Origin of the sequence: Haloferax sp. DFSO60 (genome assembly GCF_046557615.1) — an archaeon.
Lineage (GTDB): Archaea > Halobacteriota > Halobacteria > Halobacteriales > Haloferacaceae > Haloferax.
The window spans coordinates 36,964-53,814 of the sequence record NZ_JBKIII010000003.1 but is presented as its reverse complement, the minus strand read 5'-3'; the positions used below and the strand labels follow the sequence as shown (position 1 = coordinate 53,814).

Below are 16,851 nucleotides of genomic sequence, written 5' to 3'. Positions count from 1 at the left end.
GGTGGAGTGTTCTGTGCTGGACACTGGTCAGTCGCGATTGTCGAATTCGCGGCGCTCTGCGGCTATCTGTTCGGCCAACGTCTCGTAGTCGGGAAGCGGGCCGTAGTCGAATTCGGGGAGTTCGTCTCGCTGGTCGCGCAGTTCGCTCCGTTTAGTTTCGGTCTCCGCGGTGGCGACGTCGCCACTGTCGTCGAGGACAACACCGTACTCGTCTCGGGCCGCTGTCTCCGAGATGAGTCCACGCCGAACCTCCATCGCGACGACGTCGGTGTCCCGGTCGAGTGGGTCACCGAGTCCGCCTCCGGCAGCGGTTCGGAAGACGAATTTGTCACCTGCACTCACGGGGACGTTCTCTGCTTTCGATGGGATGTGTTCCTCAGAGCCGTCCGTCCGGATGAGGATTTTCTCGCTCGTCTTACCGTGTTTCCCGCCATCGACACCCCACGGGTAGGTGTGTGCCCGGTCGTCTTGGAACGTAATCGAACCGTCCTCTTCGAACGTGTACACTTTCGTAATCCCGTGTCCACCACGGAATTCGCCCGGTCCACCCGTATCGATTCGGGTGCTGTACTCGCTAATGGTGAGCGGATAGTACGCCTCTTGGTACTCTGCGGGGACGGTTCGGAACAGCGGCCACCACGAGTGACCGTCGAGTCCATCGCCACCCGGGCGTGCTGGGATGCCGCCGTAGAGAATTTCGAGCATCTGGAACGGGTTGCCGTCCGAATCGACGCCCGCATAGACGAGGTTGGGCGACGTACCGTAACTTCCGGCGACGCTGAACCCGTCGATGAGTTTCGAGAACGTCGCCTGCAGCACGTCGAACTGGCGTGCCATGAGCGGGAGTCGATTCCCGAGTGCGGCGGGATACTCGGGTTGGATGACGCTTCCTTCAGGCAGGTTCACCTCGAAGAGGTCGTAGTACCCGTCGTTGAACGTCAACAGCGGGTCGAACGCCATGATGAGAAAGACGCCGACGAACATCTTGAACATCTTCTCGTTGAGAAGGAAGTTGACCGTCCCCGGAACCTGGTCGTCGGTCCCTTCCCAATCGAGGTAGACGGTGTCGCCCTCGCGGTAGATTTCGAGATGGAGCTTGATGGGTCCATTTCCGAGGCCGTCGTCGTCGGCGTAGTCTTCGAACGTGTAGCGTTCGCCCTCGGGGATGAACTCGCGGATGAGGTTTATCATCCCGTCGCGCGTCCGGTCCAAGATTGCCTCGGTCGCTTCGACGTAGGTCTCCCGACCGAATCGGTCACAGAGTTCTTGGACGCGCGTCTCGGCGGCTTTGGTCCCTGCGGCGAGAGCTTTGATGTCGGCTTCGGCGTGTTCAGGTAATCTCGTGTTGTGCGCGAACGTTTCGAGGAGTTCCGAGTCGAGTTCCCCCTGTTTGTAGAGTTTGACGGGTGGGAGTCTCACACCTTCTTCGAAGATGGTTCGCGCCGTCACCGGCATACTTCCCGGCGTCTTCCCACCGACGTCCATCAGGTTGCCCCATTGGCTCGAAAAGCCGACGAGGTGGTCGTCGTAGAAGATTGGCCGGAGCAAGAGCATGTCCGGTGTGTGGGAGAGTGCGCCTGCGCACATGTAGGGGTCATTCGTCGCGATGACGTCGCCCGGGTTCAGGTCGTCCCAGTCGAACGGTGAGTTCTCGATAATCGTGTCGATTGCACTCCCGAACTGTCCCATGACCATCCGTCCTTTCGCGTCTGCGATGAGTGGGAACTGGTCGGACTGCTCGCGGATGACGGGGCTGATTGCGGTCGTTTCGAGGACACGGTCCATCTCGTATCGGGCGTTCGACAACGTACTCTCGATGATATCGAGCGTCGTCGCGTCGACGTCGTGTTCGCCGACGAAGTCCGGTGTCTCGGTTGTATTGCTCATTGGGTCTCACTCCGGGTGATTTCGATGTTTTCGTACTCGTCGATGCGTGCTTCGTGATTCGGTTGGATTACGACCGTCGAGTCGTCTTCGACGACGATTGCAGGTCCCTCGAACCGATTTCCGGGCCGCAACTCGCTTCGGTCGTAGATTGGCGTGTCGTGGTAGGCATCGTCGAAGAAGACCTGTTGAGAGCCAGTCTTTGCATTACTCGCGTCTTCACCGCCGAGGTCTTGGGCGACCAGTTGGACGCCCTCGATTTCACCCCGTCCGACGACGCGGAGATTTGCGATTTCGAGCGGCGCTTCGAGAGAGAACCCGAAGCGATTCTCGTGACGTTCCTCGAAGTCGTCTTTAATCTCTGCCAACCCGGTCTCTCGCTGAAGGTTGTCGATATCGACCGGAATCGACATCTGGATGTCTTGGCGGTAGTAGCGGCAGTCTGCGAAGTAGTCGAACGTCTGGTTTGCGCCGTCGACGCCTTCGGAGTCGAGCCACTCTGCGGCTTCGGACCGAATCTCTCCGAGTGTGTCGGCGACGTCGCTCCCCTCTACGTCTTGGTCGGTTTGCAGATACGTCTCTGAGAACTCGTTTTGAACGTCGCTCGTCAGGAACCCGAACGCGCTCATCACGCCCGGTCCCGGTGGGATGATGAGTGGGTACGTGTCCATCACGTCGGCGAGCGCGTTCGCGTGCATCGGGCCAGCCCCGCCGAATGCGACGAGTCCGAACTCACGTGGGTCGTAGCCGCGTTCGACCGAGACGACGCGCAGTGCGCCGTGCATGTTCTCGTTGACGATGTCGATAATCGCCTGCGCGGCCTCCTCCACGGACGACCCTCGCTCTTCGGCGATGGTCGATACCGCTTCGTGGGCGGCATCGTGGTCGAGTTCCATCCGTCCACCGAGCTGGACTGACGGAGGAATCCGACCCAACACGACGTTCGCATCGGTAACTGTTGGCTCGGTCCCGCCGCGACCATAACAGGCAGGACCCGGGTCAGCCCCGGAGCTTTCAGGGCCGACTTGGAGTGCCCCAGAGAGTTGGACACGGGCAATCGAACCGCCACCTGCGCCGACCGTGTTCACGTCGACGCCGCGCGCTTTGAACTCGCGGTAACCGACTTTTGTCTCGCGTGTCGATTCTGGCGTTCCGTCTTCGACGAGCGACACGTCGGTCGAAGTCCCACCCATATCCAGTGTGAGTACGTCGGGGACGCCCTTCTTGTTCGCAATCGTTGCCGCGCCGACGACGCCACCAGAAGGTCCAGAAAGTGCGAGGTCGACAGGCCGCTGTTTGGCCGCTGCCGAACTCATCAGCCCACCGTCCGACCTGACGACGTTCATCGTCGCTGTCGAACCAGCGTCCTGGAGTGAGGCGTCGAGGTCGTCGAGATACGAGATGACTTTCGGGCGGGCGTAGTCGTTGATGACCGTCGTCAGGGTCCGCTCGTACTCGCCGTACTCGGGGACGATTTCCGAGGAGATAGAGACCGGAAGGTCCGGATACTCTTGGGCGACGATATCCCGAACTGCCTCTTCGTGCGTCGGGTTCAGATAGGAGTTGAGCAACGCAATCGTGAGCGATTCGACACCGGAGTCGTACAACTCTGCGACCTTTCGTCGAATTTGTTCTTCGTCCAGTGTGTCGATTTCGGAACCGTCGGGTGACGAGATTCGACCTGCGATACCTCGTGTATCGACGAGGTCGGCGAGTGGGTCTGGTTTCTCCATGCCCATCCATCCATAGAGTGGACCGGGTGTCCACGCTCGTGCGAGGTGTAAAATATCTTCGTGACCGGCGGTCGTGATGAGACCGACACGGGACCCCGTTTCTTCGAGCAGCATGTTGGTCACGACGGTCGTTCCGTGGAACAAAAGTGAGAGGTCGGCGACCGATGTCCCAGCCTTGTTCGTCGCTTCTTTGATTCCTGTGAGCACTCCTTCCGATGGATTTGCTGGTGTCGATAGCACCTTGTCTATCGTTAGTTCGTGTGAGTCGTCGTCGAAGACGATGACGTCGGTAAACGTCCCACCGACGTCGACACCGAGGTTATGAGTCATACGTTAACAACAGTCATGACTCGTGCAGTATTGCTAAGGATTCTCCCCACATATGTGGGGCGTATATATTGAAAATTCAATACCTCTAGAGAGTTCTGAACTTCGTCTTCGAGCGGGTAGAACCGCCGATTCAAACGATTCCTCGACTCGTGTGACTGCCCTCGGATATCACTCTTCTTTCGGTCCTCGGACGGTCAGTACCGGAACCGGTGACGAGCGGAGCAGTTTCTCGGCGACACTCCCGAGCATGTACCGGTCCAATCCGGTGTGGCCGTGCGTGCCGAGAACGACCACGTCGATATCGTTGTCGTCGATGTACGATTGAATTCCCGTGAAAACCGAGATATCGTGGACGGTCGTCTCGGTGACTTCTTCGACCCCAACCTCCGACGCAATGGTACTCGCTTTGCTGACTGCCGTCTCGGCTTGCTCTTCGAACTGCTCGACGAGCATCGGACCGCGAATATCGGCCCCAAAGGCGGCGAGGTTCACGACCGAGAGGATTTGGAGATTTGCTCCCGTCGATTTGGCTAGTTCACCTCCGAAGTGAACCGCCACGTTGGCACACGAACTTCCATCGGTCGGCGTGAGAATTTGTTCGTACGGGTATACGAGCGATTCCACTTCATCTGGACGAACCGTAAGAACAGGAACGTCTGAACGTCGCACGACACGCTCTGTCGTACTTCCGAGGAGGAGTCGCCGCAAGCCCTTCCGACCGTGTGTCGGCATCACGATGAGGTCTGCTTCGTGGGCTAATGCGTAGTCGACAATCGCCTCATACGGCTCTCCACGTTGCACTTCGGCCACTGTTTCGATACCAGACCCTTTTGCTCTCGATTCGGCATCGGCCACGAAGCGTTCTCCCTCTGTCAGTCGAGAATCTTCCTCGGTCTCATCTCCCGTTCGACCGGTCCCGTCTGGGACGACGTGCAGTAGTTCAAGCGCTGCATCGTGGACGTCGGCCATCTCGATTGCATGTTCGAGTACCGTCGTCGCGCCGTCGCTCCCGTCCGTTGGGAAGAGGATACGGTCTATCATAGACCATACTTGTCGCTAAATACACAAAATAGGGACACCCGCTTCTCAGATTTTGAGTTCGGGCGACTTCTCGTTCGATTCCCGTGTTCGATGGTTGATGGGCCGTTTTCGAGCGACGACGGACGCACCTGTCTCCAATAGAGCTATTTGTTCACCGTCCGGAATCTCGCTCGATGCCCTCCACAAACACTCTCGAACGTCCACGAGAGGCACACGCCGTTGCACAACGGTATCTCAGTCGTGAACGACTACTGAATGGCCTTGTCGTCGTGATAGCCGTGTCTGTATTTCTTGGAACGTATCTTGTGACCTCTCTGTTACCCTCCATCGTCGTCGCTGCACTCTTGGTCGTCGTCGCACGCGCTCCCTTGATTCAGTCGTACGGAACGGTTCGGCTTCAAACAGACCTCGACTCGACTGCTGTCATCGATTCGTTCACCGGACCAACACCGCCGGTTCTTGCATTTCAATGGGGAATCGCGGACGAAATCGAGCAGGAAGCTGGTGCAGTTACGTATCGTGTCTCGTATCTATTCGGCCTCCGCTCGGTAGACGTAACCGTCCGCACAGAAACGGAGACTACACTGACTGGTGAACAGCGAATCGAGTTGGATATCACGGTTAACGACCACCCGTGGGCGACGTACACGGCGACGATTCGTGAGACCGACGACCAGACTCGAATCGATGTCGAATATGCCTCAGAACGACGCTTCGGGTTGCGACGCATACCGCAACAGGTCGTCGCAGAGCGTTACCGTGACGATGCGCTCATCGCGCAGGGGTACACCGTCATCGAACGCGACGCACACTTCGGTCGCTGAACGCGCGTCGGATTCGGGTGTGCGACGAATAATCTTCCACTTGAGCTTTCGTGTAGTGAAGTTGAAATCCTGCTCGTTGGGCGGGTTTCATATCGGTTGTCAACAAACGACACTTTATCAATGGCATCGACTGATGACCTGCTGTCGCTCGAAGCAGACGAGAGGGTACAAATTTTGGATTCGGATGGGAACGTCGTCGCCCCTGACCTCCTGCCAGACTTGAGCGACGAGACGCTCGTCTCGATGTTTCGTGACATGCGTTTTTGCCGTCGATTCGACGAGCGGATGATTAGCCTCCAGCGACAGGGTCGAATCGGGACCTACGCTTCTCTCGCAGGACAGGAAGGCTCCCAAATCGGGTCGATGTACGCACTCTCCGAGAAGGATATCGTCTCGTATCAGTACCGCGAACACGGTGCCGTCGTCGCCCGTGGATTCCCGTGGGAGTACCTCCTCTACTGGGCGGGCCACGAAGACGGTCATATCGCACTCGCTGACCGAAACGTCTTCCCGCTCAACATCAGTATCGCCGACCACCTCCCGCACGTCGTGGGGGTGGCCATGGCGATGGACTACAGAGACGAGTCGCGTATCGCAGTGGCCCACTTCGGTGACGGTGCGACGAGTGAAGGCGACTTCCACGAGGCGATGAACTTTGCAGGCGTCTTCGACGTTCCGGTGGTGTTCGTCTGTAACAACAACCAGTGGGCAATCTCGACGCCGCGAGAGCGGCAAACAGCGAGTCGGACGTTCGCGCAGAAGGCAGACGCGTACGGATTCGATGGAGTTCGCGTTGACGGGATGGACCCGCTCGCGACGTACGTTGTAACCAACGCGGCACGGGAGAAGGCACTCAAACCATCGAATGACGCCCCCAGACCGACACTTATCGAAGCGGTCCAGTACCGATACGGAGCACACACGACGGCAGACGACCCTTCTGTCTACCGGGACGACGCAGAGGTAGACGAGTGGCGCGAGAAAGACCCTCTCGAGCGATTCGAGTCGTTCCTGTACGAGACTGGCCGCCTCGATGATGAACGGTGTAGCACAATCGACGAAGAAGTAGACGCAGTACTCGCGGAGGCGGTCGAGCAAATGGAGTCGTACGGGGCGGACCCCAATTCGATGTTCGAGTACGTGTACGCAAACCAGACACGGAACGTTCGCAAACAGCACGATGCGTTCCAGCAGGCCCGCGATGTCCATGGTGACGAGTCGTTTCACAGAGAGTGAGACCGCTGAAAACGTGGTTCGAGTGGAACCACACCGCTCAGATGCGAATATTCGACTCCCGGCGTTCGAGACCGACGAAACGACCACCGAGGATGGATTGGAGAATGTGGTTCGGTTAGCGTTACCCGACGAGGCGCTCCCAGAGTGACCGTCTGTGAGGCCGCTCGGCGAGTAAGACGGACGCTTCGAGGTCGTCGAGAACGGACAGTTCGAGCGACCCTCCGGCGAGTCTCGACAGTAACCCCCGCTCTGTCGCCCCAACGATGACGAGTGACCGACTCGCGGCGGCCTGTTCGATAGCGGTCTCGATATCGCCCGTTTCGACCAACAGTTCAGCCTCGTCTAACCCGTGTTCTGCGGCCCAATTCTCGATAAAGGCCCGTCCCTCATCGGCGTCGTCGGCGACGTGCAACACCGAGATACGTGCGCTAACAGCGTCCTGTAGAGTACGTGCGACCGTCGCGGAGAGGTCCGACGAGTACCCACCGGCAGTCGGCAGGAGAATCTCGCTCGAATCTAATCGTTGGCCATCGAAGACGAGGACGTCGCACGGAAGGTCGTGAGTGAGTTCGTCGAGCGCACCTTCGACACGTCCACCAGCGAGTTGCGCCCCACCGTATCCCATGATGAGCGTCTCGACGCCGTGTTCACGTGCTATGTCGAACACCTCCGTGAGCCCTCTGTGAGAGAGGACTGTTCTCGTCTCCACGGACACACCGAGTCGTTCGGCGTCTTCGCGTGCTTCGGCGAGAAGTTGTCTCGACGTCGTGGAGATGCGGTCGCGTTGTTCTGCGGCGGCTTGGAGCGACGTCTGGTCCGGCACTTGGATGACGTGAGCCGCGAGGAGTTTGCGGTCGTCTCTCGCTGCGAGCGTGGCGGCAAGAGACACTAACGCCTGTTCAGTGAGCGGATTCGAGACTGCGACCATCGTCGTTGGGGCGTCCTCATCGTGACCTGCACCGTCGGGGGCGATGCTCGCAGCGGCACTGACGACCGACGGTGGTAGCCTCTCACCGTTGGTGAGGATGTGCCGACTCAGGACACCCTGTCGCGGCGCACTCTTGCGTGCGTATGCGAAGTACCAGACGACCGCAACGACGACGAAGACTCCCGAGAGGAGGAGTTCCTGTGTACCGACGAATGCCAACAAGCCGAGCGAGAGGACGATGCCGACGATTGGCGTAATCGGATAGAGCGGGACCGTGAATGCAGGGTCGTACTCTGGGTCCGTCTCTCTGAACACGATGAGCGCGGCGTTCATCAACGCGTAGACGACGAGGTGTAGGACGCTCGCTGCCTTCGCGAGGACTTCGATGTCTTGGCCGAGCGCCGCGATGAAGACGATGATGATGGCTCCCGTGACCAGAATCGACCGGTAGGGCGTCGCGTACTTCGGGTGAATCTCGTTGAGCCAGTTCGTGACGATTCGGTCTCGGCCCATCGCGAAGTTGATTCGGGCGGACGCGAGAATCGACGCGTTCGCGCTCGACGCCGTCGCCAGCAACGCTCCGAGTGTCACGATTGTGACGGCGAAGACGGCGAGTCCACCGGGGAACGCGAGTGCTGTCGCCTGTGTCAACGGCGCGCTCTGACTCAGTTCTGGCCACGGGACGACCCCGAGCATGATGCTCACGAGAATCGAGTAGAGGACGGTTACGATGACGACGCTCCCGATGATTGCCAACGGAAGGTTCCGTCCGGGATTCTTGAGTTCCTCGGCGACGGTTGCGATTTTCGCGTAGCCGAGGAACGAGACGAAGACGAGTGCGGTTCCGGGGAGAATCGCCCCGTATCCGAACGGTGCGAAGCCACCGTCGCTCAGGAGGGTTCCGAGGTCGAACGACAACCAGCCCTGTATCGCGAAGAGCGTGAGAATCCCCAAGAGAATCGTCACGATGACTGTTTGGACGTTTCCAGTCTCCTTTGCACCGATGTAGTTGACGCCGACGAACACGGCACCGGCGATGAGTGCCCCGACTTGGACGTCGGAGAGCAACAGTACGTCCGGCATCGAGACGAGCGTCGCGAGGTACTGCCCGAAGCCGATGCTGTAGAACGCTGAAGCGAACGCCAGCCCAACCCAATCTCCGAGACCAGCAATCGAGCCGAACAGTGGACCGAGTGCGCGGTTGACGTAGTAGTAGCCACCACCGGCTTTTGGCATCGCCGTCCCGAGTTCGGAGACCGAGAGTGCGTTCACCAGTGCGACGAGTCCACCGACGACGAACGAGATGACGACGACTGGCCCGGCAGTTTGGGCAGCGACACCCGGTAAGACGAAGATGCCCGCGCCGACCATGGTTCCGATACCGATAGTCAGCGCCGAGAGCAAGCCGAGGTCTTTTGCGAGTTCTTCGTCGGTCATCCACGTACCTCTCCGTCTGTCGATTCCGGTGGTTGTTTTCGCAGTCCCTCGCGCTGGGGCCGTCTCGAAAGAGAAACGACTGGGACCACTCCATTGCCGACGAGACGGGCCGCAGTGCTACCGGTTAACAGCCGAACGAGCCTGCTTCCTCCACGCGGGTGGAAGGCGATAGCGGTGGCCTCCGCATCGACTGCTGTCTCGATAATCTGGTCAGCGACATCGTTGCCGAAACTCGTCTGGACGTCGATATCGACATCTTTGTCGAGATGTGTATCGAACACCGAGAGGAAATGAGCGGCATCTCTTTGCCGTTTTTCGACTGGGGCTTTGTCAGGGATGCCGCTGCGCTTTTCGATGACGTGAACCGCGGTCACCCGGCTGATACTGTGGAGGTGTGGATTCAACGCCTCTGCAGTCGCAACAGCGTCTTTTCGGTCAGCGATGGGAACGACGACGTGGTCGAGGAGATGCATTACCTCAGCCACCCCCGCTGAATTGGGAGAGGTGTCGATACCAGAGTGGGCGGTGAGCGACTTCTCTCGTGTGCTGGCGTGTGTGTTGTGGGCGATGGCTCTCGAATCCTACCTCACAGTCTTCGTGAACCGAGGTGTCAGTCTCTCTATCCATACCTGCTCAGTACCTTCGGGGAAATATAAATTCTCGCTTTCAATTTTCGAAAGCGAAAAATAGTGGGGTATGAATTTTTGAATCAAAATAATTGTATTGAGGTTGTCTGTTTGATGATTCTCCGACTGCCACACAACGAGTGAAAATGCATAGAACAGTCCTCCAGTGTACACCAGAGAGGCATCCCACACCGAGCAGTTACGATTCGCAAACTGAATGTCGTCTGAACAAGTGTTATGCTACTGTGTTGGGTAGCCTATTTTAGAACGCGAAATTGGGGACTCAACTTCGACGATGACACAGCGAAATACCGACCATCGGCTCGACGAAATAGACCGGCGAATCCTCCACGCACTCATGGACGACGCCCGTAACACCAGTAGTAGCACGCTCGCAGAACGAGCAGGTGTCTCGGGTGCGACGATTCGAAACCGAATCCACAGACTCGAAGACGCTGGAATCATCCGCGGCTACACGACGCAGGTCGATTTCGAGCGAGCGGGGAGGAAGCTCTCTAACCTCTACCTCTGTGACGTACCCATTACCGAACGTGAGGCCCTCGCCCATGGCGCGCGAGCGATTCCCGGCGTCATCAACGTCCGGACGCTGATGACGGGACGCCGTAATCTCCACGTTCTCGCAGTCGGTGAGACGACGAGTGACCTCCGACGAATCGCACGCCAACTCACCGACATCGGAATCCACATCGAAGACGAGGACCTCCTCGAAGAGGAACTGTTCGCCCCGTACGGCCCCTTCGACCCGGACGACGGAAGCCCGACACCCGAACCAAACGACTTCATCAGTCTCACTGGAGACGCGAGCGTCGTCGAAGTCACCGTCGAATCTGGTTCACCCATTACCGGACACAGTGTCGAAGCCGCTGTCCGAGAGAACATCCTCGACAAAGATACCCTCCTCATCGCCATCGAGCGTGGTGGCCGCGTCTTCACACCGCACGGCGATACCATCGTGAAACCAGACGATATCGTGACCATCCTCTCGAGAGAAGGTGCAGACGTGGACGCCCTTACAGCGTTCCGTCATCCGCCCGATGCGTCCAGTGAGCAGTGACCGTGAGTTGTTGACGTGGGGAGTAGTAACAAGCTTCAAAGTATCCCACGCAAAATAGGCTCACACACTCATTCACATGGACTCGCCGACCAATCGAATAGATACAAACGTAGAGGTTCCCGAGCAAGCCTTCGAAGACCGGATTATCGACCTCGATTTTCACGTCAATCCGATGGAAGACGAACTCTTGTCGTACGTCGAAGACGACGTCATTCGAGACAAGTTGACGACCGAGTTCGGTCCAATGCCCGTCGTCGGGAAGTGGGATGCGGCCTACGCGATTAAAGAGGGCAACGAAGGGTTGTTCACGCAGGGCCGTGCCGAATACGCCGAGGACGTCCGTGAAGCCTGCGCGAAGTTCGCTATCGACGACCCTGTGGTCAACGCAGGCATAAACACGCTCCCACTCCAACACCATCCGCTTCTGAAGAACGGTGTCGTGCAGGCCGCGAACGACTACATGCTGGACAACTTCGCCGACGAGGGAGTCTACACTTCGATGCTCGTTCCGAAGTGGGACCCGGAGTACGCAGTCGAGGAGATACAGCGGGTTGCGACAGAAGACAATATCGTGGCGGCGTACTCGTGGTTCGACCCGAAGACGCCGTGGGGAAGCGAACAGTTCGACCCCATCTTCGAGGCGCTCGTCGAGAACGACTTACCGCTTCTTCTACACGGGTCGCTCGCGTACTGGCCGCAACACACCTACATCGGCGACGAGATGTTGACGTGGACCGAGATACTCGGGTTCGATTGGCCGCTCCACGCGATGACGAACGTCGTCAACATGATCATGCGCGGTGTGTTCGACCGCTACCCGGACCTGAACGTCGTATTCCAAGAGGGAGGACACTGGTGGGTGCCGTTCGCTCGGTACCGGATGGACGAATTCTACGAGATGCACCCTGACGACGTGAAAATCACCCCGCGAAAACACGCGACTGGTGACGAGTATCTCGACCGCCGCCCCAGCGAGTACCTTCGTGACAATATCTACTTGACGACGCAACCACTCGCGCTCCCACGCGGGGCTGGACAGGCGAGAGACCTGCTCGATTTGAGTATGGCGAGCGATATGTTCACCTATTCGAGTGACTGGCCGCATCAGACGCTCGACCCACCGACGTGGTTCTACACGTCACGAGCGTTCGACGACGAGTTGCGTCGGTCTATCCTCCACGAGAACGCCGAAGAGATACTCAATCTCTGATATCCAATGAGTGCAGAACCACACGTCAGCGACGACTACACGCAGGTTGCATCGGTCGAAGACATTCCTCGTGGGCGAGGTATCGCAGTTGACGTAAACGGTATCGAGGTTGCCGTGTTCAACGTGAAAGGCGAGTTCCACGCCCTGTCGAACCGCTGCCCACACCAAGGTGCGCCGCTGTACAAGGCGGGCGAGAGAAAGATAAACGCAGAACACACGTGGACCGAGTCACGCGGCGGCGTCAACGAAGACGACCTCACCGTGAGTTGCCCGTGGCACCTCTGGGAATTAGACATCGAGTCTGGTGAACACGAAGTATCGGGGAAGTGCATCGGGACGTTCGACGTAGAAGTGGCAGATGGTGACGTGTTCGTACGAATCTGAACGTGAGACGCTCGACGGTCCCCAATTACGTGCCGCAGTAAACTTCTCTCGACTACTTACTCGCGTCTGTCTTGGTATGGTGGGGTTGGTTCTTTTGACCGACCGACGAAGCGAAAGTCAGCGAGGGGTTCGAACGCTTCGCTCTCTTCGACTTCGCAGGACTCGACAGGGCGTCGAGTAAACGTCGCTGAGGACGGACTGACCTCTTAAAATACCTGAGTGGGTGAGGGCTCCGTCTGCCCGGAGAGTCCGCCCAATCGTGTAAACGAAATAAGTTGTTTCGCGGTGAAATGTCGAGGCAAGAGTATGAACCGGAGAGAGAACTGGCCGCTCAGCGGGAGGACGGATGGTCGGCGCTGATGTAATCGTCGGTATTTTGCTGACGTTGCTCGCGTGGCTCGGCCTGCTTGTAACCGTACTTCGAGGACGAGCGAACATCGAGCGTCACCAGCGGCCAGTGAGCGACCGCACAGAGCGTCGACCATGACTACAAGCCCGTCTGATGAACTGTTCGCAGTCGAGGAGTCAGAGGGCACTGACTTCGCTCGCGAGCTAACACTCGTCGACGTGACGCTCATCGGCGTTGGGGCGATGATTGGTGGCAGTATCTTCGTACTCAGCGGGCTCGCAGCTGGCGAATCCGGACCAGCACTCATCTTGGCGTTCGCACTCAACGGGTTCATCACCATCTTCACGGGGATGGTCTATGCCGAACTCGGCAGTGCGATTCCCGAACCCGGTGGTGGCTACCTCTGGGTTCGAACCGCACTTGGTCGCTCGCAAGCGTTCTTGTCGGGATGGATGAGTTGGTTCGCCCACGCAGTCGCTGGGTCGCTCTACATCCTCAGTTTCGGTTCGTTCGTGACGCTCATCCTCACCGAGTACTTCGGGTTGGCGTTCGGGGTCACGCCCGCGACGCTCCAACAGACATTTGCGGTGCTTGCGGCCGCCGTGTTCACCTATGTCAACTTCCGCGGAGCAAAGGAGACGAGTCGAGCGGAGAACCTCGTTACCACGCTCCAGTTGCTCATCATCGGTGTGTTCATCATCGCTGGGCTTGCTTCGATGGTCGGCCAGCCCCAGACCGTCTCGACCAACTTCGAGCCGTTCTTTCCGAATGGAGCGGGCGGCGTGTTTCTCGCCATGGGGTTGACCTTCATCGCATTCGAGGGGTACGAAATCATCGTTCAGTCAGGTCGAGAGGTGGTTAACCCGCGCGAGAACATCCCAAAGGCGGTTTTTTACTCGATGCTCGTCGTCGTCACCATCTACATCCTCGTCGGCGTCGTCCTCATCGGTGCCGTTGACCTGACACCAGCACTTCTCGAAACTGCTCGTACCACCGAAAGCATCGGTGGGAGTACGGTCGGAGAGCTCCCACCCGACCCCGCGGTCTGGCAGGTACTCGGGAACCTCGGCGAGTTCGGCCTCGCACAGGCCGCTGGTCAGTTCCTCCCGTTCGGGACGCTCATCATCCTCATCACTGGTATTCTCTCCTCGCTGGCGGCGCTCAACGCGACGACGTTCTCCAGTTCGCGAGTCGGCTACGCGATGGGCCACGACAAGGTATTTCCGGACGCGTTCGAGCGAATTCACGATGAACACCAGACGCCCTACGTTTCGATTTTGTTTAGCGGGGTACTCATCGCCGTGATGGCTGTTGCCTTGCCGCTGGCACAGGTCGCCGCGGCGACGGACCTGATGTTCCTCCTGTTGTTCTTGCAGGTCAACTACTCGATGATACGCATCCGCCGTGAGTACGGCGATGAACTCGACTATGGGTATCTCTCGCCGTACTTCCCGTACGTCCCCATCGTCGGTATTTTGACGAAACTGTTCCTTGCGGTCTACTTCTTCAATTACAGCCCGCTGGCATGGGTATTGGCGGTGGGGTGGATTTTGGCGGGTGTCGGCGTGTTCTTCGTCTACTCCAGAGAGCGCATCCTCCGGACGGAACTCGCCAGCGAGATTCGTGTCCTTTCGGAGGAGTGGAGTCCGACCGAACGCCCCTATCGCATTCTCGTTCCAATCGCGAACCCAGAGACTGCGCCACGCCTCGTTCACCTCGCGTCGACCCTCGCTCGGGAGTACGACGGCGAGCTTCGACTAATGAGCGTTGCGACGGTTCCGGTCCAGACGCCTCTCGAAGAGGGTGAACGATACGTCCAGAACGAACGAGGGTTACTCCGCGACGCGATGCAGTACGTCCCGAAGGACGTTCCTGCCCACCGGTCGGTCACAGTGGGCCGGACGCCCGGACGAAGTATCGTCAGTATGGCTTATCGCTACGACAGCGACCTCGTGTTACTGGGATGGCGCGGCCAGCGTCGCCGTCGTGAGTTCGTCCTCGGCTCGACTATCGACGTGGTTGTCGAGGAGGCACCGTGCGACGTCGTCGTTGCGAAGCTCTCTGGGACCGACCGTCCCCGCTCGGTCCTTCTTCCAACGGACGGGGGACTACACGCCGAGCGTGCAGAAGGGGTCGCGTCTGCCTTCGTCGAGCAGCGCGACGGTACGCTCACATTACTGACGATTGCGTCCGAAACGGAAGAAGCAGTGTCCTATCTTGCGTCACGCCGCAGTGGATTGAGCGAACGCGGAGTCTCCATCGAGACCGCAGTCATCGACGAGCCGAACGTCGCGTCAGCGATTCAGAAATATGCGGAGGCCAACGACATCGACACCATCGTCATGGGAGCAACCCGTGAGGGATGGCTCACCCGCCGGCTGTTTGGAGACACCCCCGAAATCGTTGGGGAGCGATTCGATGGGGAGGTCTTACTCGTTCGGCGATATGAGCCAGTGCGGTCCATCCTTCGGAAGTGGGTCACGAAGTGGTTTGGTGAACGGAGGATTTTGCGGTAGTCCTCTGCATGGCCGAACAACCCCGTGTCGATTCCTGTCGAACTGGGCGCGTTTTCGTGAGGAGTGCCTCCGTACGCAGTTAGAACGGATGCTGACACCGAGAACACATCCGAACCACCCGGACGACACTGATGGAAAAGTGATAAAAACCTGACAATCAGTGTCTCTCGGAACGATACTCAAATCCCTCGGTTACGTACTCACGTACCCAGCGCGAGTTCTCACGACCGCGTCTGGAGAGTATGGGCCACGACCGACCAACACGAGAAGAGTACACAGGAGGGTACGACGCAATAGTCACAGGACCAGTCGTCGACCCTGAAACGATTGGGCAGGAGGCCCGACAGTTAGACCGCCAACTCACGACCACCGAGCGGCTTCGTTTACCAAGCCAGTCGCTACGTCGACTGAGTCTTCTCGCTCTCGTCTACGTCATCGGGATGGGGCTGATGACGTGGTGGCTCCCCCCTATCGGTCAAGAGACCTCGTTCGTCGTACTCGGGATGCTGGTTCTCGTCGCGTTCGTCTTCGAGCTATTGGATTCGGCGGCGGGGATGGGCTTCGGGACGGCGCTCGCCCCATTCTTATTCATCCTCGGTTACGACCCACTCCAAGTCACGCCCGTGTTGCTCATCTCCGAAACGGTAACTGGAATCGTCTCGGGCGGCGTCCATCACGAGCTTCGGAATGTTCGATTTTCGGTTCGCCCACTCAACGATGAGACGCGACTCATGCTGTTACTTGGTGGCGTTGGCGCAGCGGCTACGCTCGTCTCAATAGTCTTGGCGTATTTCACATTCGCCCTGCCTGAGTCGTACATCGAGCTGTACGTCGCCGTGTTGGTACTGGTGATGGGTGTGATGGGACTCGTCCGTGCGCGATTGGTCACGACCATCGAGTACCGACCACGTCGCCTGGTCGTGTTCGCGGCGCTCGCCGGGATGAACAAAGGGATTGGCGGTGGGGGGTACGGACCGGTGGTTACGCTCGGCCAAATCCTCTCGGGAGTCTACGAGAAAAGTGCTATCGCTATCGCTGGGCTTGCTGAAAGTCTCGTCTCGCTCGTCGGTGTACTTACGTTCGTCGGCCTCGCGATGAGCGGTGTCCACATGGATTTGTTACTCCTCCCGTCCATCTTCACTGGGGGATTTATCGCCTCCATCGCGGCACCGTATCTCGTTCGAGTGCTTCCGAACGCGGTGTGGCGCTACGTGGTCCCACTTTATGCGTTCGTCATCGGACTGGCTGCGATTACTCTCGGCCTCGACCTCTGAGGAC

At 58.5% G+C, this 16,851-nt stretch carries 13 protein-coding genes; 7 read left to right on the top strand and 6 right to left on the bottom strand.

What is annotated here, in order from left to right; all coding sequences use genetic code 11:
- Nucleotides 1-27 precede the first annotated feature (27 nt).
- The 3 genes from ACK509_RS14780 to ACK509_RS14770 form a co-directional block, all read right to left on the bottom strand.
- Nucleotides 28-1,887, bottom strand: a complete 1,860-nt coding sequence (locus ACK509_RS14780; protein WP_410767321.1) for a hydantoinase B/oxoprolinase family protein — start codon at nucleotides 1,885-1,887, stop codon at nucleotides 28-30.
- Entirely contained in the window at nucleotides 1,884-3,947 is a 2,064-nt protein-coding gene (locus ACK509_RS14775; protein WP_410767320.1) for a hydantoinase/oxoprolinase family protein, read from the bottom strand. The genes ACK509_RS14780 and ACK509_RS14775 overlap by 4 nt, the downstream gene beginning before the upstream one ends.
- Nucleotides 3,948-4,115: 168 nt before the next feature.
- Nucleotides 4,116-4,988 (bottom strand): universal stress protein, encoded by an 873-nt coding sequence (locus ACK509_RS14770; RefSeq protein WP_410767319.1) that lies wholly within the window; start codon nucleotides 4,986-4,988, stop codon nucleotides 4,116-4,118.
- A gap of 305 nt (nucleotides 4,989-5,293) precedes the next feature.
- Here ACK509_RS14770 and ACK509_RS14765 point away from each other — a divergent pair, with 305 nt between their 5' ends.
- Together ACK509_RS14765 and pdhA are read left to right on the top strand one after the other, a co-directional pair.
- Nucleotides 5,294-5,812: a hypothetical protein gene (locus ACK509_RS14765; protein ID WP_410767318.1), complete on the top strand. Its 519-nt coding sequence runs from the start codon at nucleotides 5,294-5,296 to the stop codon at nucleotides 5,810-5,812.
- A 120-nt stretch (nucleotides 5,813-5,932) separates the two neighbouring features.
- The gene (gene pdhA / locus ACK509_RS14760) at nucleotides 5,933-7,048 is read left to right on the top strand and encodes a pyruvate dehydrogenase (acetyl-transferring) E1 component subunit alpha (RefSeq protein WP_410767317.1); all 1,116 of its coding nucleotides are present in this window, start codon (nucleotides 5,933-5,935) and stop codon (nucleotides 7,046-7,048) included.
- 121 nt (nucleotides 7,049-7,169) lie between these two features.
- Here pdhA and ACK509_RS14755 read toward each other — a convergent pair whose 3' ends face one another.
- Genes ACK509_RS14755 through ACK509_RS14745 form a run of 3 tightly spaced genes read right to left on the bottom strand, consistent with a single transcriptional unit; the run spans nucleotide 7,170 to nucleotide 10,040 of the window.
- A complete protein-coding gene (locus tag ACK509_RS14755) occupies nucleotides 7,170-9,413 on the bottom strand; it encodes an amino acid permease (protein ID WP_410767316.1) in 2,244 nt (747 codons plus the stop codon).
- Nucleotides 9,410-9,886, bottom strand: a complete 477-nt coding sequence (locus tag ACK509_RS14750; protein ID WP_410767315.1) for a universal stress protein — start codon at nucleotides 9,884-9,886, stop codon at nucleotides 9,410-9,412. Before ACK509_RS14750 ends, ACK509_RS14755 begins: the two co-directional genes overlap by 4 nt.
- 4 nt (nucleotides 9,887-9,890) lie before the next feature.
- Complete coding sequence (locus tag ACK509_RS14745; protein ID WP_410767314.1) at nucleotides 9,891-10,040, bottom strand: hypothetical protein; 150 nt, start codon at nucleotides 10,038-10,040, stop codon at nucleotides 9,891-9,893.
- Between the two features lie 294 nt (nucleotides 10,041-10,334).
- Here ACK509_RS14745 and ACK509_RS14740 point away from each other — a divergent pair, with 294 nt between their 5' ends.
- The 5 genes from ACK509_RS14740 (at nucleotide 10,335) to ACK509_RS14720 (ending at nucleotide 16,847) form a co-directional block, all read left to right on the top strand.
- Nucleotides 10,335-11,114 (top strand): AsnC family transcriptional regulator, encoded by a 780-nt coding sequence (locus ACK509_RS14740; RefSeq protein ID WP_410767313.1) that lies wholly within the window; start codon nucleotides 10,335-10,337, stop codon nucleotides 11,112-11,114.
- 76 nt (nucleotides 11,115-11,190) lie between these two features.
- Nucleotides 11,191-12,324 (top strand): amidohydrolase family protein, encoded by a 1,134-nt coding sequence (locus tag ACK509_RS14735; RefSeq protein WP_410767312.1) that lies wholly within the window; start codon nucleotides 11,191-11,193, stop codon nucleotides 12,322-12,324.
- A 6-nt stretch (nucleotides 12,325-12,330) separates the two neighbouring features.
- On the top strand, nucleotides 12,331-12,708 hold the full coding sequence (locus ACK509_RS14730) for a Rieske (2Fe-2S) protein (RefSeq protein ID WP_410767311.1): 378 nt from the start codon (nucleotides 12,331-12,333) through the stop codon (nucleotides 12,706-12,708).
- 483 nt (nucleotides 12,709-13,191) lie between these two features.
- The gene (locus tag ACK509_RS14725) at nucleotides 13,192-15,573 is read left to right on the top strand and encodes an amino acid permease (RefSeq protein ID WP_410767310.1); all 2,382 of its coding nucleotides are present in this window, start codon (nucleotides 13,192-13,194) and stop codon (nucleotides 15,571-15,573) included.
- A gap of 242 nt (nucleotides 15,574-15,815) precedes the next feature.
- Nucleotides 15,816-16,847, top strand: a complete 1,032-nt coding sequence (locus tag ACK509_RS14720; protein ID WP_410767309.1) for a sulfite exporter TauE/SafE family protein — start codon at nucleotides 15,816-15,818, stop codon at nucleotides 16,845-16,847.
- The last annotated feature ends 4 nt before the right edge of the window (nucleotides 16,848-16,851 follow it).

Bases quoted from the DNA above. Each gene is read 5' to 3' on its own strand.
- ACK509_RS14780 (WP_410767321.1), bottom strand. From the start codon at position 1,887: ATGAGCAATACAACCGAGACACCGGACTTCGTCGGCGAACACGACGTC.
- ACK509_RS14775 (WP_410767320.1), bottom strand. From the start codon at position 3,947: ATGACTCATAACCTCGGTGTCGACGTCGGTGGGACGTTTACCGACGTC.
- ACK509_RS14770 (WP_410767319.1), bottom strand. From the start codon at position 4,988: ATGATAGACCGTATCCTCTTCCCAACGGACGGGAGCGACGGCGCGACG.
- pdhA (WP_410767317.1), top strand. From the start codon at position 5,933: ATGGCATCGACTGATGACCTGCTGTCGCTCGAAGCAGACGAGAGGGTA.
- ACK509_RS14755 (WP_410767316.1), bottom strand. From the start codon at position 9,413: ATGACCGACGAAGAACTCGCAAAAGACCTCGGCTTGCTCTCGGCGCTG.
- ACK509_RS14750 (WP_410767315.1), bottom strand. From the start codon at position 9,886: ATGCATCTCCTCGACCACGTCGTCGTTCCCATCGCTGACCGAAAAGAC.
- ACK509_RS14745 (WP_410767314.1), bottom strand. From the start codon at position 10,040: ATGGATAGAGAGACTGACACCTCGGTTCACGAAGACTGTGAGGTAGGA.
- ACK509_RS14740 (WP_410767313.1), top strand. From the start codon at position 10,335: ATGACACAGCGAAATACCGACCATCGGCTCGACGAAATAGACCGGCGA.
- ACK509_RS14735 (WP_410767312.1), top strand. From the start codon at position 11,191: ATGGACTCGCCGACCAATCGAATAGATACAAACGTAGAGGTTCCCGAG.
- ACK509_RS14730 (WP_410767311.1), top strand. From the start codon at position 12,331: ATGAGTGCAGAACCACACGTCAGCGACGACTACACGCAGGTTGCATCG.
- ACK509_RS14725 (WP_410767310.1), top strand. From the start codon at position 13,192: ATGACTACAAGCCCGTCTGATGAACTGTTCGCAGTCGAGGAGTCAGAG.
- ACK509_RS14720 (WP_410767309.1), top strand. From the start codon at position 15,816: ATGGGCCACGACCGACCAACACGAGAAGAGTACACAGGAGGGTACGAC.